Origin of the sequence: Shigella sp. FC1544 (genome assembly GCF_001722145.1) — a bacterium.
Classification (GTDB): domain Bacteria; phylum Pseudomonadota; class Gammaproteobacteria; order Enterobacterales; family Enterobacteriaceae; genus Escherichia; species Escherichia coli.
Map to the genome: position 1 here is coordinate 1 of NZ_MECT01000590.1, position 14494 is coordinate 14494.

The window sequence follows — 14494 nt, forward strand, 5'->3', positions numbered from 1 at the left end:
TAGTGCGCTGGGTTATCGCTCGCCACGGGAATATCTGCGGCAGCGGGCTTGTAATGGGTTAAGTGATAACAGATGTCTGGAAATATAGGGGCAAATCCAATCCTTAAAAATCACAAATGATTTAACTAATGCATTGAGAATGATGACGGCTCGGTCAACAAGTCATCAACAGACAATAACCACGTAATCATGCTTCTCTGACATTTTATCGGAGAAGCAATGACTCTTTGTCTCAGTACCCTCCTCCTTTTTAAAAGGCAGATTTCAGCCGCTAATACAACACATTTTTAAATACACTTTAACCTGGTTCATTATTACACATCAAAAACATCACAAAAATATTACTTCACACACTATCGGAGAACATAATAACTTTTTAAAATGAGCGCTTTTTGATAGTTGTTAACGTTTTCCTTTACGATACTATCACTGCTTTTTTTATACACAAATATTACCGGGTGGAAATGAAAGGGAATTTAAAGGTAATTATATCAGGAAGATATAACGCATTATATTTATTGTGTGTAGAAGAAAATCCATTCCTGTTCTAATTATCCAATTTAAAAACCTTAGCATAAAACAGATGATGAATAATAAATGTTATGTCAATTGACTTTACCCCAGGTATAATAAATACATATCACGGCGATATTTATAACTGCACAACAAATACCGATAATGTTAAAACGCCAGACACACCGAAGTGGCCTTGTGATAATTGGGAAGAACAACAACCCATTAATTCCACATTCTCTGAAGAAGGATACAACCCTGAACAATTTGATTTAGCGCAACAACAACTCCAACAAATTAATGCATGCCACACGAACACCACATATACAAATGCAGACTACTCAAAAGTTGTGGTTCAACTTGTAAGTCTTATTAATAACATTGAAACGATAAGTTCGACACCACTTACGCAACAGACACAATCAATACTTAATCAGATTAATAACATTAGATATGAAAAAAACAAAAGTGCTGAATGTCGAATCATTGTTGTCGCTAATCCTAAACCCGACAAGGCAATCATAACTAAAATTAGCGTAGAAGAGGGAATACCCATAACATTCAGTGTCCAAACCATGTTTTCAGATACTAATTTTATTGCTGAACAACGAGCTGACTTACCAACTAATATAAAAGATATTCAAAGCCTGTATCAAAAAATGACGAAGTTATATATTGAGCACAGTGAAAATAAAAACAGGATGAAAGTCTTTGCCGGAACCAACTTTATTGATTTCAATATGACAGGACAGAACCTTTCCGGGTTCGTTCTAACCTTGTCAAGGTTTTATTTCGAAGATCTACTTAATATAAATATCACTGACGCAAATTTAGGTGACACTATTTTTTTACATAAAGAACACCCTACCCCCCAAATTATATAAAGATGGTCAATATCTTGACAAACAAATCGAAGGTTTATTTTCAACATTATTAACCATTAATGACAACTTTTTACGAGCAAAAGCGGAAATTGCTTCGACAATAATTAAATTTTTAGAGGCCAGGATAACCAATCTTTCATACAATGACATATTAAAATATCAGCAAGAATTCCAAAAACAATGTTATAAGCAAGTTAAAGCCTCTACGACACTCTCTCGATACAATAAAATTCAAACATGGGCAGAAATGTCTGAATATCAGTTCGAAGTATTTCAATTCGAGACGCTTAACCCAAAAAAAATGTCACACACGCCTTATTTAAAGAGGCCACTTCCTAATGAAAAAGATATAAATTATGGGGTGGAAATAGAAATACCATCTGGCAAAAGAATTCGCTTATCAAATCATTATCAGAATATAATACCATAATATTGATTATTAGCACTTTATAATTATTGAATAAAAATAGATTTTATGTAATTTTAAAACAAAGGATTATATTATGGGGCGATGGATACTTATGCCACGCCCCAAAATCAATGGAATTGAACTAAACAAAAGGGATATAAACATCAGACAGGTTTACGTTACTATCAGGCATATCGCCTCAGAATCAGATGAAAACTATAAAGAAATATCTATTATGGTTTTAATATTTGTTGATAAGGATAGTAACATGAACATGACAAAAGGTGCACTCATCCTCAGCCTTTCATTTTTGCTTGCCGCATGTAGTTCAATTCCGCAAAATATCAAAGGCAATAACCAACCTGATATTCAAAAAAGTTTTGTTGCTGTTCATAACCAGCCGGGGTTATATGTTGGTCAACAAGCGCGCTTTGGTGGGAAGGTTATCAACGTTATCAATGGCAAAACGGATACGTTGTTAGAAATCGCTGTATTACCGTTGGATAGCTATGCGAAACCTGATATTGAAGCCAACTATCAGGGCCGACTGCTCGCCAGACAAAGCGGCTTCCTTGACCCAGTGAACTATCGTAATCACTTTGTTACCATCCTCGGTACCATTCAGGGTGAACAACCTGGCTTTATCAATAAAGTCCCGTATAACTTCCTGGAAGTGAATATGCAGGGCATCCAGGTGTGGCATTTGAGAGAAGTGGTTAATACCACCTATAACCTATGGGATTACGGCTATGGTGCATTCTGGCCGGAACCGGGCTGGGGTGCGCCTTACTACACCAATGCGGTGAGTCAGGTAACACCTGAGCTGGTCAAATAACACCACCGAAAGATGCAGATGCTTTCTCAGCATCTGCATCGTGCATTACATAAAATTAATACACAGCAAGCTAACTATTATTATTATAAGCCCTGTCCTGTTAATTACCTTTGGCAAACTGATTATAAAATTAATGTCCGCACCAGGAGTCGGTTATGTTTCTTATAATTACCAGGGATACGATGTTCTTCACCGCGATGAAAAACATTTTGAGCAAAGGTAATGTCGTTCATATACAGAACGAAGAAGAGATCGACGGAATGTTGCATCAGAATGCCTTTGTCATTATTGATACATTAATGAATAATGTATTTCATTCTAATTTTCTCACTCAAATTGAACGATTAAAACCTGTCCATGTGATTATTTTCTCCCCCTTTAATATTAAACGCTGCCTGGGGAAAGTGCCGGTGACCTTTGTTCCGCGGACTATCACTATCATCGATTTTGTCGCACTCATCAATGGCAGTTACTGCTCTGTGCCTGAAGCGGCTGTGTCACTTTCGCGCAAGCAACATCAGGTTCTGAGCTGCATTGCGAATCAAATGACAACGGAGGATATTCTGGAGAAACTGAAAATAACGCTAAAAACGTTCTACTGCCATAAACACAATATCATGATGATCCTCAATCTTAAGCGGATCAATGAGCTGGTACGCCATCAGCATATTGATTATCTGGTGTGAATTTCAGGCTTACGGTGAGTCTGACTACGCTGCCACACAGATTAGCTAATTGAAACGCCTTTCACCCCTGCCATACCTTTTAATAATCGCAACAGATCTTCTATCGACGTTGTGGCATGAAGCTGGATATCAATGGCGACCACTTCATGATCTTCATTTTCCTGCAACGAAACTAAATCCGTTTTTATTTTTTGCTGCTTAAACCAGTCGAGCATTGATACCGTATTACCGTTCACTAATGTCAGCTGTAAATGGTAATTTTTGTTCATCAGGCGGAAGGTTAATTGATGGAAGACTTCCAGCACCAGCAAGGTCATCACTGAACCATACATACCCAATTCGTACATACCACTGCCAATAACCATACCTATAGCGGCGGTCATCCAGATATCCGCTGCCGTCGTCAAACCTACAATATTTTGGTTACGAACGAGAATGTTACCTGCACCGATAAACCCGACGCCCGTCACCACCTGAGCAGCAATACGGCTGGGGTCGAGTCCGACGTGATCTAAAGACAGCACGTCAGCAAAACCATATTTCGAAACAATCATAAACAGGGCGCTTCCCATGCCAATTAATACATGTGTGCGTAACCCTGCTCCTTTGCCTCGCATTTGCCTTTCCATGCCAATAGCGCCACAGGCAATTGCCGCGAGTATAAGACGTATAATAAATTCTGCTGTCATATAAAAATGCAAAAAGGAGCAGCAAGATGGCTCAACTTGCTACTCCTTTTTACTTGTACCTCATTAATTCGGCAAGTCATTAGATGCTTGATTTTTGAAGGTATACAAATTTTTCTGCGGGTTTTTCTTACAGTATTCGATCACTTTAGGAATTTGAGTGAGATCGGTTTCATTTAAAGTAACGGTATCGCCACCTTTATATACTGTTTCTTCATGCAGCATCCACCATGCAACCGGGGTCATTGCTTTTGGATTCAGATCAATAAATTCCTGGCAGGTCATATCTTTAGCGGATTCATTGGCTGCCAGCGCAGATTGTGCGTTCACCAGTGACAAAGCCGCTACAGCGCCCATAAAAATAAACGCTTTACGGAGAGATGAAATATTCATTTTGTAACCCATTCAATATATAGATTATATATGAACAGGAGGAATAGCTGCTTTTAAAGAAGATATTCCGGCCTGTTCAATATGCAAGGAAGTACGATGTAACGCATTCCCGGAATTACATATCTTTCTTAATTTTGTCCCATTCGCCTTTAACTTTATCTTTAAAGTTGGCTTGTTTATCCTGAGTACAAACCTGAACGATAGCTGGGGTTACGGTTGCAATACCCTGAACATCTAAAACCGCATCTTCTGGTTTATCTTTGTTGTTCAGCGCTTCAGCAAAACCAACTGCAGTTGGCTGGAAGGATTCGTCCACAGCCAGGAAATCTTCACAGGTCCAGGAGTTGACCGGTTTTTTGTTATCAGCTGCTTTTTGCGCATCCGCTGCATTGCTCACAACTGGCAGAAGAAGCAGACCACCAAGAATAACGCCTAATACTTTTTTCATCGTAATATCCTCAACTATAAAGTGAAAGAGCCGTCACGAATCAATTTCGACACTGAGGTTATAACCTGGTTTTCTGTATATGTCATGTTGATGGAAAATATCAAAATCAGATATTTTTATTTCAATACAATGAGTTACAGATGCATCAGATACTGCAATTAGGAAATTTTTATTAAATCGACTGCATTCTTAGACGCGTTTTTGGCATAGATTGATAGCAGGGGATTTTCTTCTTAATTTTATAGGGTGGTTCTATGTTATATATAGATAAGGCAACAATTTTGAAGTTTGATCTGGAGATGCTTAAAAAACATCGCAGAGCAATCCAGTTTATTGCCGTGCTGCTGTTTATCGTCGGGTTGCTGTGTATCAGTTTCCCGTTCGTCTCTGGCGATATTTTAAGCACAGTAGTGGGTGCATTATTAATCTGCTCGGGTATTGCGCTTATTGTCGGGTTATTCAGCAACCGCAGTCATAATTTCTGGCCGGTATTATCCGGTTTCCTCGTCGCAGTCGCCTATTTATTGATCGGCTATTTCTTCATCCGCGCACCGGAGCTGGGCATTTTTGCCATTGCGGCATTTATTGCCGGTTTGTTCTGTGTTGCAGGGGTTATTCGCCTGATGAGTTGGTATCGTCAGCGTTCAATGAAAGGCAGCTGGCTACAGCTCGTTATTGGTGTGCTGGATATCGTCATTGCCTGGATATTCCTTGGTGCAACGCCGATGGTGTCTGTAACGCTGGTTTCCACACTGGTGGGAATTGAACTGATATTTAGCGCCGCCAGCCTGTTCAGCTTCGCCAGTTTGTTCGTTAAGCAGCAATAATTACCCCGGTTGTCACCCGGATCATAGTCACTTGATGTGACTATGATCCGATTAATACTCTCTCCGCTACGCAGTGTTGTAGATCAATTGCGCACTATCATTGAAATAATTACCTGCTAGTGATTATTTCAACCTACTGAATTTCATCTAATTTTTTTCACTCCATGGCAAATTAGCCATTTCAAACATTATCATGGCTGATATTTTCCGTAGTCAGGTTTAATGTTTTAAAAGTGCTGTGGGAAAGTGAACAAAGAGTTCCGTAAGCGTTGATGCTATGGGCGGTTAAATAAGTAATCCGGGTTCATTTTTTTGCAACTGGCGTTGATTACATTGCATAAATATCCGTGTCTCCAGACGCTATATAAAAACCTGAATACATGAATACGTTATTTACTCAGGTAATTTCAATGCGTTAAAAGAAAGCTGGCAATCCAATTGCCAGCTTAAGTCGAAACAAGGAGACTCGATATTTAAATCGGATTACATTTTAACTTTAGTAATATTCTTCAGAGATCACAAACTGGTTATTGATAACTTATTCTTGGGCAGTAATCCGCAAACGTTAACTTTTTGTTTACTATTTACAAGCTGATAACAACCAGGAATCTTACTTAGGATCAATATATGGAGTGCGTGATGGATAAATCTGAAGTATTGATTAGTGTTAATAGACGTATTAGTTCACGAAGGGTAAAGTTCTTATAGGCGTTTACTATATTGAACAACGATTCGGACAAGGATGTAAATAATGAAAAGGATGACATGTTCGAAACGATAACGGCTAAGGAGCAAGTTATGATTTTTCTCATGACGAAAGATTCTTTTCTTTTACAGGGCTTTTGGCAGTTGAAAGATAATCACGAAATGATAAAAATCAATTCCCTGTCAGAGATCAAAAAAGTAGGCAATAAACCCTTCAAGGTTATCATTGATACCTATCACAATCATATCCTTGATGAAGAAGCGATTAAATTTCTGGAGAAATTAGATGCCGAGAGAATTATTGTTTTGGCACCTTATCACATCAGTAAACTAAAAGCTAAAGCGCCTATTTATTTTGTTAGCCGCAAAGAAAGTATCAAAAATCTTCTTGAGATTACTTATGGTAAACACGTGCCCCATAAGAATTCACAATTATGTTTTTCACATAATCAGTTCAAAATTATGCAACTGATTCTGAAAAATAAAAATGAAAGCAATATCACGTTGACGCTCAATATTTCGCAACAAACATTAAAGATTCAGAAATTCAACATTATGTACAAGTTGAAACTAAGACGTATGAGCGACATCGTCACCCTGGGTATCACATCTTATTTTTAGTCAGGACATAAGCAACTGAAATTGATGGCTGGCATGACGAGGGATGCAGATGCTGATTTCATTACCCCCGGTGATTACTAAAGGAGAGGCTAAAACGACTTTATTCCCCTGGTATGTGTATCCACCAGTAGAACCCTTCGTTGCCCGAATGCTGGCAGGAACTGTTGGCAGAACGGCAACATTTTTTTTGTCGTTGACCTCACCATGTCGATCACTGTGCCTGTATCCCACCTTACTGGCTGACAACCCCACTATGCCGCTGGTCTGTAAATCCCTCATATCTCTCCTCGCGCGCAATTTAAAGAACCGTTATTTCTCAAGAATTTTCAGGGACTAAAATGAACAGAAGAAGAAAGCTGTTAATACCGTTGTTATTCTGCGGCGCGATGCTCACCGCCTGCGATGACAAATCGGCGGAAAACGCCGCCGCCATGACGCCTGAGGTCGGTGTCGTCACACTCTCCCCCGGTTCGGTCAATGTGTTGAGCGAATTGCCCGGTAGAACCGTTCCTTATGAAGTTGCCGAGATACGTCCCCAGGTGGGCGGTATTATCATTAAACGCAACTTTATCGAAGGCGATAAAGTGAACCAGGGCGATTCGCTGTATCAGATTGATCCTGCACCTTTACAGGCCGAGCTAAACTCCGCCAAAGGCTCGCTGGCGAAAGCGCTCTCTACCGCCAGCAATGCCCGCATCACCTTTAACCGCCAGGCATCGTTGCTGAAGACCAACTACGTTAGCCGTCAGGATTACGACACCGCGCGCACCCAGCTGAATGAAGCAGAAGCCAATGTCACCGTCGCCAAAGCGGCTGTTGAACAGGCGACGATCAATCTGCAATACGCGAATGTCACCTCGCCGATTACGGGCGTCAGCGGGAAATCGTCGGTGACCGTCGGCGCACTCGTTACCGCTAATCAGGCAGATTCGCTGGTTACCGTACAACGTCTGGACCCGATTTATGTCGATCTCACGCAGTCGGTGCAGGATTTCTTGCGCATGAAAGAAGAGGTCGCCAGTGGGCAAATCAAACAGGTTCAGGGCAGTACGCCAGTACAGCTCAATCTGGAAAATGGTAAACGCTACAGCCAGACCGGCACACTGAAATTCTCCGACCCGACGGTGGATGAAACCACGGGCTCCGTGACGTTACGGGCGATTTTCCCCAACCCAAATGGTGACTTGCTGCCTGGCATGTACGTCACGGCATTAGTGGATGAAGGTAGCCGCCAGAATGTATTACTGGTGCCGCAGGAAGGCGTCACCCACAACGCCCAGGGTAAAGCAACGGCGCTCATTCTGGATAAAGACGATGTTGTGCAGCTACGCGAAATTGAAGCCAGCAAAGCCATCGGCGACCAGTGGGTTGTCACCTCTGGCTTGCAGGCTGGCGATCGGGTGATCGTTTCCGGTTTGCAACGCATTCGTCCGGGTATCAAAGCACGAGCAATTTCCTCCAGCCAGGAAAACGCCAGCACCGAATCGAAACAATAACGTTGCAGGCTTAAGGGGACTTTCATGGCTAACTATTTTATTGATCGCCCGGTTTTTGCCTGGGTACTTGCCATTATTATGATGCTTGCAGGTGGTCTGGCGATCATGAACTTACCGGTTGCGCAGTATCCGCAGATTGCGCCACCGACCATTACCGTCAGCGCTACCTATCCAGGTGCCGATGCGCAAACGGTAGAAGACTCGGTCACTCAGGTGATTGAGCAAAATATGAATGGGCTTGATGGCCTGATGTACATGTCTTCAACCAGTGATGCGGCGGGTAATGCCTCTATCACTCTGACCTTCGAGACTGGGACATCTCCTGATATCGCACAGGTTCAGGTGCAAAATAAACTGCAACTCGCTATGCCTTCATTACCTGAAGCGGTGCAGCAGCAGGGGATTAGCGTTGATAAGTCGAGCAGTAATATTCTGATGGTAGCGGCGTTTATTTCTGATAACGGCAGCCTCAACCAGTACGATATCGCGGACTATGTAGCGTCTAATATCAAAGACCCGCTAAGCCGTACCGCGGGCGTTGGTAGCGTACAGCTCTTTGGTTCCGAGTACGCCATGCGTATCTGGCTGGACCCGCAAAAACTCAATAAATACAATCTGGTACCTTCCGATGTTATTTCCCAGATTAAGGTGCAAAACAACCAGATTTCCGGTGGTCAACTGGGTGGCATGCCACAGGCGGCAGACCAGCAACTAAACGCCTCGATCATTGTGCAGACGCGTCTGCAAACGCCGGAAGAATTTGGCAAAATCCTGTTGAAAGTTCAGCAAGATGGTTCGCAAGTGCTGCTGCGTGATGTCGCCCGCGTCGAACTTGGAGCGGAAGATTATTCCACCGTGGCGCGCTATAACGGCAAACCTGCTGCCGGGATCGCCATCAAACTGGCTACCGGAGCAAACGCCCTGGATACCTCGCGGGCAGTCAAAGAGGAGCTGAACCGCTTATCAGCCTATTTCCCCGCAAGTCTGAAGACGGTTTATCCTTACGACACCACGCCGTTTATCGAAATTTCTATTCAGGAAGTTTTTAAAACACTGGTTGAGGCTATCATCCTCGTCTTCCTGGTCATGTATCTGTTTTTGCAGAATTTCCGTGCCACAATCATCCCGACGATTGCCGTACCGGTGGTTATTCTCGGGACGTTTGCGATCTTGTCGGCGGTCGGTTTCACCATCAACACGTTAACTATGTTCGGGATGGTGCTGGCGATAGGGTTACTGGTGGATGACGCCATCGTGGTGGTGGAGAACGTCGAGCGTGTCATTGCGGAAGATAAGCTACCACCGAAGGAAGCGACGCATAAATCGATGGGGCAGATCCAACGTGCGCTGGTCGGTATTGCTGTTGTTCTTTCCGCAGTGTTTATGCCGATGGCCTTTATGAGCGGCGCAACCGGGGAGATCTACCGCCAGTTCTCCATCACGCTGATCTCCTCCATGCTGCTTTCAGTATTTGTGGCAATGAGCCTGACCCCTGCCCTGTGCGCCACCATTCTGAAAGCCGCGCCGGAAGGCGGTCACAAACCTAACGCCCTGTTCGCACGCTTCAACACGCTGTTTGAAAAATCAACTCAGCACTATACCGATAGCACCCGCTCGCTGTTGCGTTGTACCGGTCGCTACATGGTGGTCTACCTGCTGATTTGCGCCGGGATGGCGGTGCTGTTCCTGCGTACACCGACCTCTTTCTTACCAGAAGAGGATCAGGGGGTATTTATGACCACCGCGCAGTTACCTTCCGGTGCCACCATGGTTAACACCACGAAAGTGCTGCAACAGGTGACGGATTATTATCTTACAAAAGAGAAAGATAATGTTCAGTCGGTGTTTACCGTTGGCGGCTTTGGCTTCAGCGGCCAGGGGCAAAACAACGGCCTGGCGTTTATCAGTCTCAAGCCGTGGTCTGAACGTGTCGGTGAGGAAAACTCGGTTACCGCGATCATTCAGCGGGCAATGATTGCGTTAAGCAGTATCAATAAAGCCGTCGTCTTCCCGTTCAACTTACCCGCGGTGGCTGAACTGGGTACCGCGTCAGGTTTTGATATGGAACTGCTGGACAACGGTAACCTGGGGCACGAAAAACTAACCCAGGCACGAAACGAGCTGTTATCACTGGCAGCGCAATCGCCTGACCAGGTCACCGGGGTACGCCCGAACGGCCTGGAAGATACGCCGATGTTCAAAGTGAACGTCAACGCCGCGAAAGCTGAGGCAATGGGTGTGGCGCTGTCTGATATCAACCAGACAATTTCCACCGCCTTCGGCAGCAGCTACGTGAACGACTTCCTCAACCAGGGGCGGGTGAAAAAAGTGTATGTCCAGGCAGGCACGCCGTTCCGTATGTTGCCGGATAACATCAACCAATGGTATGTACGCAACGCCTCTGGCACGATGGCACCGCTTTCTGCCTACTCGTCTACCGAATGGACCTATGGTTCACCACGATTGGAACGCTACAACGGCATCCCGTCAATGGAGATTTTAGGTGAAGCGGCGGCCGGGAAAAGTACCGGTGACGCTATGAAATTTATGGCAGACCTGGTCGCTAAACTTCCGGCAGGCGTCGGCTACTCATGGACCGGACTGTCGTATCAGGAAGCGTTATCCTCAAACCAGGCTCCTGCACTGTATGCCATTTCACTGGTCGTGGTGTTCCTCGCCCTCGCCGCACTCTATGAGAGCTGGTCAATTCCGTTCTCGGTGATGTTGGTTGTTCCGTTAGGCGTCGTTGGCGCATTACTGGCCACCGATCTGCGCGGCTTAAGTAATGACGTCTACTTCCAGGTTGGTTTGCTGACCACCATCGGGCTTTCCGCCAAGAACGCCATCCTGATTGTCGAATTTGCCGTTGAGATGATGCAGAAAGAAGGGAAAACGCCGATAGGGGCAATCATCGAAGCGGCGCGGATGCGTTTACGCCCAATCCTGATGACCTCTCTGGCCTTTATTCTCGGCGTGCTGCCGCTGGTTATCAGTCATGGTGCCGGTTCTGGCGCGCAAAACGCGGTAGGTACCGGCGTGATGGGCGGGATGTTTGCCGCAACAGTGCTGGCAATTTACTTCGTTCCGGTCTTTTTCGTTGTAGTGGAACATCTCTTTGCCCGCTTTAAAAAAGCGTAACGTGTAAATGAGAGTAAGGTTGAACGTGAAGGTTCAGCCTTACTCTTTCCTGCTAACCATTCACCACTCAACAACCAGCTAACCGTCAGGAATACCAGGCTTAGTACACAGCACTGAAAGTAGAAACCACTCCAGCCATTCGTCATCAATTTGAACAGCACAATACTGACCCACATTCCCGTAATCGTATGAATTGTCAGCTTAATAATCCCAAACATGCCGAGTCTTTTCCTCCTGAAAATACCTATACCGCCTGGCAAACTGCGAAAGAGAACTAGCCGGTAGCCCGGCAGAAATCATCAGGGAAGAGTTTCACATGAAGCAGGTGTGAGATCCTGACCAATATTCAAATGCAAAATATGTCAGGAAAAGGTACCTGGCGAATGTTGCGCAAACTGATGTGGCGTTACACCATAATATTGTCGAAATGTGTTTATAAAGTACGACGTACTGCTATAGCCACATTTTTCTGCAATAGTATGCAGAGGAATTTGACGTAACTCGAGTAATCGTCTGGCCATCGACATCCTGGAAGCGAGTAATATTTTACTGAAACAGGTATTTTCATCCTGCAACTTTTTTTTGATGAGACTCTCGCTGGTATACATTCTTTCCGCGATATCGCGCAGATACCAACGTTTGGCGATATCAAAGCTAATAAGGCGTTCAACTTTTCCTGAAACAGTGCTGATGCTATTGAAAAGTAAGGGGATCAGTTCTTTCTTATGAGAAAACATCGATAAACAGGAAAGGTAGAGCATATTGCTCAGTATCGGTGAATTTACCCCGGATTCATTGAAGCTATCAAAAATCGCCGTCACCAGCGGCATGGGGGGTGACTGGTTAATTAATAGACGGTCTTTGCTATGTAACCCTAAATTGCGTGGTAGCTGACGAATATTTTGTAAGTAATGGCAAACTGTCAGCTCATCGATATCCAGTCGTCGCGTATCCGGTGAACAAAACGCAAAATCGTCTGCCAAATTTTTCTCCAGCAGCACGATACTCTCGTTATGCAGCGATATTTTATGCTGTTCATGATAAATATCGAATGAACGACGAATGAGGATCACCGAGCAGACATGAGTCATGATTATCCCTTATATTTCATACTGCGATTATTTCAATTTCAGTATACTAATGAAATGTTGCCAGACTGTTTCTTAGCGCAAAAACTGCCAGATTTGGTAGGACCAAAATTTATCCACAAAGTAGTTTTGCATAACAGTTAATTGATAATAAGTAAATGCAGCACGAATATATTTTCGCACAGCGTATAGCTTATGTTTATAAAAAAATGGCTGATCTTATTTCCAGTAAAAGTTATATTTAACTTACTGAGAGCACAAAGTTTCCCGTGCCAACAGGGAGTGTTATAACGGTTTATTAGTCTGGAGACGGCAGACTATCCTCTTCCCGGTCCCCTATGCCGGGTTTTTTTTTATGTCTGAGTAAAATTCTATAATCTTATTCCTTCCGCAGAACGGTCAGTGCCGTAAAAATTTCCTTGCGCAACAATACTTGCCGCCGAGTCACGGTTCGGCAATCCCTGCGCCGATCGCTCCTGATACTCTGTGGGCGTCATCCCATAATAATTTCGAAAGACGTAAATGAAATACGACACGCTGTGATATCCACAGGACACTGCGACTCGCTTAATTAAAAAGCCATGTATAACAATAAGTTGCAAAGCACGTTGCATTCTACACTCAGTAAGCAACTGTGAATATGATGTCTCTTCTTCGCGCAATTTTTTCTTTAACAGGCTTGGACTCATCAACAGCTCGCTGGCGATTCGGGCTAGTGTCCACTCATGGGCGATATTATTATTGATAACCGTACAAACTCTTGTTCGCATGTTCGGTTGCAAAACGTTCAAAAGCAGCGGTATAAAGTGCTCATCCTCAAGAAAAACAGATAACAACGCAAAGATTAATGCTCTTTTACGTAGCATTTCTGCATAGCGAAGATTCTTATTCTGCGATAGTTGCGCAACTTCCTGAAAAACAGGAATATCTCTGCTACAGTGATGAACGAGTAATGAAGAAAATTTTTTATGTGCATGAAGATTTAATGCCTCCTCCTTGAGCATCGGCAGAAATAATGAAAGCGTATCCCTTGATACTAATACAAAATTTTCAACACACTTATCTACTCGAATTTGGCTTGCATCCGCAAAAACCAGGTCACCACCATTAAAATAGCGATATTCACCATTAACCATGGTGAGAATATATTTATGTCTTGCGTACGCAATTAGACAATTCCCATGTAATGATTGCATAGTTGACTTAATATTACATAAACATATTACTGTTAATTAATGTAGCACGCCGCCCTCTTAAGTCAAATTGATTGATAAATAAATTTAAACGAAGCGGGAGAACAGGATGATAATGTGTGATGTTCTACGGGCAGGATGACTGGATTTATAATACAAAAACGTGTTTAAGAACGCAGTGAAATTAATAGCAAGAAAATAATCCCCTTTCGTGACATTAAAGGCAATCGCTACATTTAATAAACATTCATATAACATATATCTTATCAACACGATGAATAGACAGCCAATATATTATTGCGATTAATAAGCAACCGAATGCCCAGCTGTTTTTTTAAAGGCTGGGCATTCGGTTTTTACAACGTTATGTTATCAGGTGTGTTTAAAGCTGTTCTGCTGGGCAATACCCTGCAGTTTCGGGTGATCGCTGAGATATTTCAGGGAGGCTTTGTAGTCTTCCAGCAACAGTTCAGCAAAGTCCATTTCGAAGCCGCGACGACACATAATGCGCATCACCACGATGTCGGTGGCTTCACCGCCGAGAGTGAAGGCCGGAACCTGCCAGCCGCGCA

The 14494-nt window shown here is 43.5% G+C and carries 12 protein-coding genes and 2 pseudogenes; 7 read left to right on the top strand and 7 right to left on the bottom strand.

Features of this window, described 5'->3' with window-relative positions; translation table 11 throughout:
• Nucleotides 1-602 precede the first annotated feature (602 nt).
• The 3 genes and pseudogenes from BGK49_RS30025 (at nucleotide 603) to BGK49_RS24295 (ending at nucleotide 3327) form a co-directional block, all read left to right on the top strand.
• Nucleotides 603-1720, top strand: a pseudogene (locus BGK49_RS30025) (hypothetical protein).
• Nucleotides 1721-2074: 354 nt separating this feature from the next.
• On the top strand, nucleotides 2075-2641 hold the full coding sequence (gene slp, locus BGK49_RS24290) for an outer membrane lipoprotein Slp (protein ID WP_001057453.1): 567 nt from the start codon (nucleotides 2075-2077) through the stop codon (nucleotides 2639-2641).
• A 155-nt stretch (nucleotides 2642-2796) separates the two neighbouring features.
• Nucleotides 2797-3327, top strand: a complete 531-nt coding sequence (locus BGK49_RS24295; RefSeq protein WP_000478610.1) for a helix-turn-helix transcriptional regulator — start codon at nucleotides 2797-2799, stop codon at nucleotides 3325-3327.
• A gap of 41 nt (nucleotides 3328-3368) precedes the next feature.
• Here the strand turns inward: BGK49_RS24295 and BGK49_RS24300 are convergent, their stop codons facing one another.
• The 3 genes from BGK49_RS24300 to hdeA form a co-directional block, all read right to left on the bottom strand.
• A complete protein-coding gene (locus BGK49_RS24300) occupies nucleotides 3369-4016 on the bottom strand; it encodes an MgtC/SapB family protein (protein ID WP_005039165.1) in 648 nt (215 codons plus the stop codon).
• 63 nt (nucleotides 4017-4079) lie between these two features.
• Complete coding sequence (gene hdeB, locus BGK49_RS24305) at nucleotides 4080-4406, bottom strand: acid-activated periplasmic chaperone HdeB (protein WP_001298717.1); 327 nt, start codon at nucleotides 4404-4406, stop codon at nucleotides 4080-4082.
• Nucleotides 4407-4521: 115 nt separating this feature from the next.
• A complete protein-coding gene (gene hdeA, locus BGK49_RS24310; RefSeq protein WP_000756551.1) occupies nucleotides 4522-4854 on the bottom strand; it encodes an acid-activated periplasmic chaperone HdeA in 333 nt (110 codons plus the stop codon).
• 254 nt (nucleotides 4855-5108) lie between these two features.
• Here hdeA and hdeD point away from each other — a divergent pair, with 254 nt between their 5' ends.
• Complete coding sequence (gene hdeD, locus BGK49_RS24315) at nucleotides 5109-5681, top strand: acid-resistance protein HdeD (RefSeq protein WP_000965672.1); 573 nt, start codon at nucleotides 5109-5111, stop codon at nucleotides 5679-5681.
• A 798-nt stretch (nucleotides 5682-6479) separates the two neighbouring features.
• Nucleotides 6480-7007: an acid resistance transcriptional activator GadE gene (gene gadE / locus BGK49_RS24320; protein WP_005031732.1), complete on the top strand. Its 528-nt coding sequence runs from the start codon at nucleotides 6480-6482 to the stop codon at nucleotides 7005-7007.
• Here the strand turns inward: gadE and BGK49_RS24325 are convergent, their stop codons facing one another.
• Nucleotides 7008-7286, bottom strand: a complete 279-nt coding sequence (locus BGK49_RS24325) for a hypothetical protein (RefSeq protein ID WP_001205329.1) — start codon at nucleotides 7284-7286, stop codon at nucleotides 7008-7010.
• A 107-nt stretch (nucleotides 7287-7393) separates the two neighbouring features.
• Here BGK49_RS24325 and mdtE point away from each other — a divergent pair, with 107 nt between their 5' ends.
• Together mdtE and mdtF are read left to right on the top strand one after the other, a co-directional pair.
• Nucleotides 7394-8503 carry a multidrug transporter subunit MdtE gene (gene mdtE / locus BGK49_RS24330; RefSeq protein WP_001340474.1) on the top strand — a complete coding sequence of 370 codons (1110 nt, stop codon included), beginning with the start codon at nucleotides 7394-7396 and terminating at the stop codon, nucleotides 8501-8503.
• A gap of 24 nt (nucleotides 8504-8527) precedes the next feature.
• Entirely contained in the window at nucleotides 8528-11641 is a 3114-nt protein-coding gene (mdtF, locus tag BGK49_RS24335; RefSeq protein ID WP_000024894.1) for a multidrug efflux pump RND permease MdtF, read from the top strand.
• A 362-nt stretch (nucleotides 11642-12003) separates the two neighbouring features.
• Here mdtF and gadW read toward each other — a convergent pair whose 3' ends face one another.
• From gadW to BGK49_RS24350, 3 genes and pseudogenes are all read right to left on the bottom strand, one after another.
• On the bottom strand, nucleotides 12004-12732 hold the full coding sequence (gene gadW, locus BGK49_RS24340; RefSeq protein WP_000149991.1) for an acid resistance transcriptional activator GadW: 729 nt from the start codon (nucleotides 12730-12732) through the stop codon (nucleotides 12004-12006).
• Between the two features lie 368 nt (nucleotides 12733-13100).
• Nucleotides 13101-13925, bottom strand: coding sequence for an acid resistance transcriptional activator GadX (gene gadX, locus BGK49_RS24345; protein ID WP_001191062.1), 825 nt, complete (start codon nucleotides 13923-13925; stop codon nucleotides 13101-13103).
• Nucleotides 13926-14294: 369 nt separating this feature from the next.
• A pseudogene (locus BGK49_RS24350) lies at nucleotides 14295-14494 on the bottom strand (glutamate decarboxylase); the annotation flags it as partial.

Excerpts from the sequence above, each read along its gene's own strand:
- hdeB (WP_001298717.1), bottom strand. The coding sequence starts at position 4,406 with ATGAATATTTCATCTCTCCGTAAAGCGTTTATTTTTATGGGCGCTGTA.
- mdtF (WP_000024894.1), top strand. The coding sequence starts at position 8,528 with ATGGCTAACTATTTTATTGATCGCCCGGTTTTTGCCTGGGTACTTGCC.
- mdtE (WP_001340474.1), top strand. The coding sequence starts at position 7,394 with ATGCTCACCGCCTGCGATGACAAATCGGCGGAAAACGCCGCCGCCATG.
- BGK49_RS24325 (WP_001205329.1), bottom strand. The coding sequence starts at position 7,286 with ATGAGGGATTTACAGACCAGCGGCATAGTGGGGTTGTCAGCCAGTAAG.
- hdeD (WP_000965672.1), top strand. The coding sequence starts at position 5,109 with ATGTTATATATAGATAAGGCAACAATTTTGAAGTTTGATCTGGAGATG.
- BGK49_RS24295 (WP_000478610.1), top strand. The coding sequence starts at position 2,797 with ATGTTTCTTATAATTACCAGGGATACGATGTTCTTCACCGCGATGAAA.
- hdeA (WP_000756551.1), bottom strand. The coding sequence starts at position 4,854 with ATGAAAAAAGTATTAGGCGTTATTCTTGGTGGTCTGCTTCTTCTGCCA.
- slp (WP_001057453.1), top strand. The coding sequence starts at position 2,075 with ATGAACATGACAAAAGGTGCACTCATCCTCAGCCTTTCATTTTTGCTT.
- gadW (WP_000149991.1), bottom strand. The coding sequence starts at position 12,732 with ATGACTCATGTCTGCTCGGTGATCCTCATTCGTCGTTCATTCGATATT.
- gadX (WP_001191062.1), bottom strand. The coding sequence starts at position 13,925 with ATGCAATCATTACATGGGAATTGTCTAATTGCGTACGCAAGACATAAA.
- gadE (WP_005031732.1), top strand. The coding sequence starts at position 6,480 with ATGATTTTTCTCATGACGAAAGATTCTTTTCTTTTACAGGGCTTTTGG.
- BGK49_RS24300 (WP_005039165.1), bottom strand. The coding sequence starts at position 4,016 with ATGACAGCAGAATTTATTATACGTCTTATACTCGCGGCAATTGCCTGT.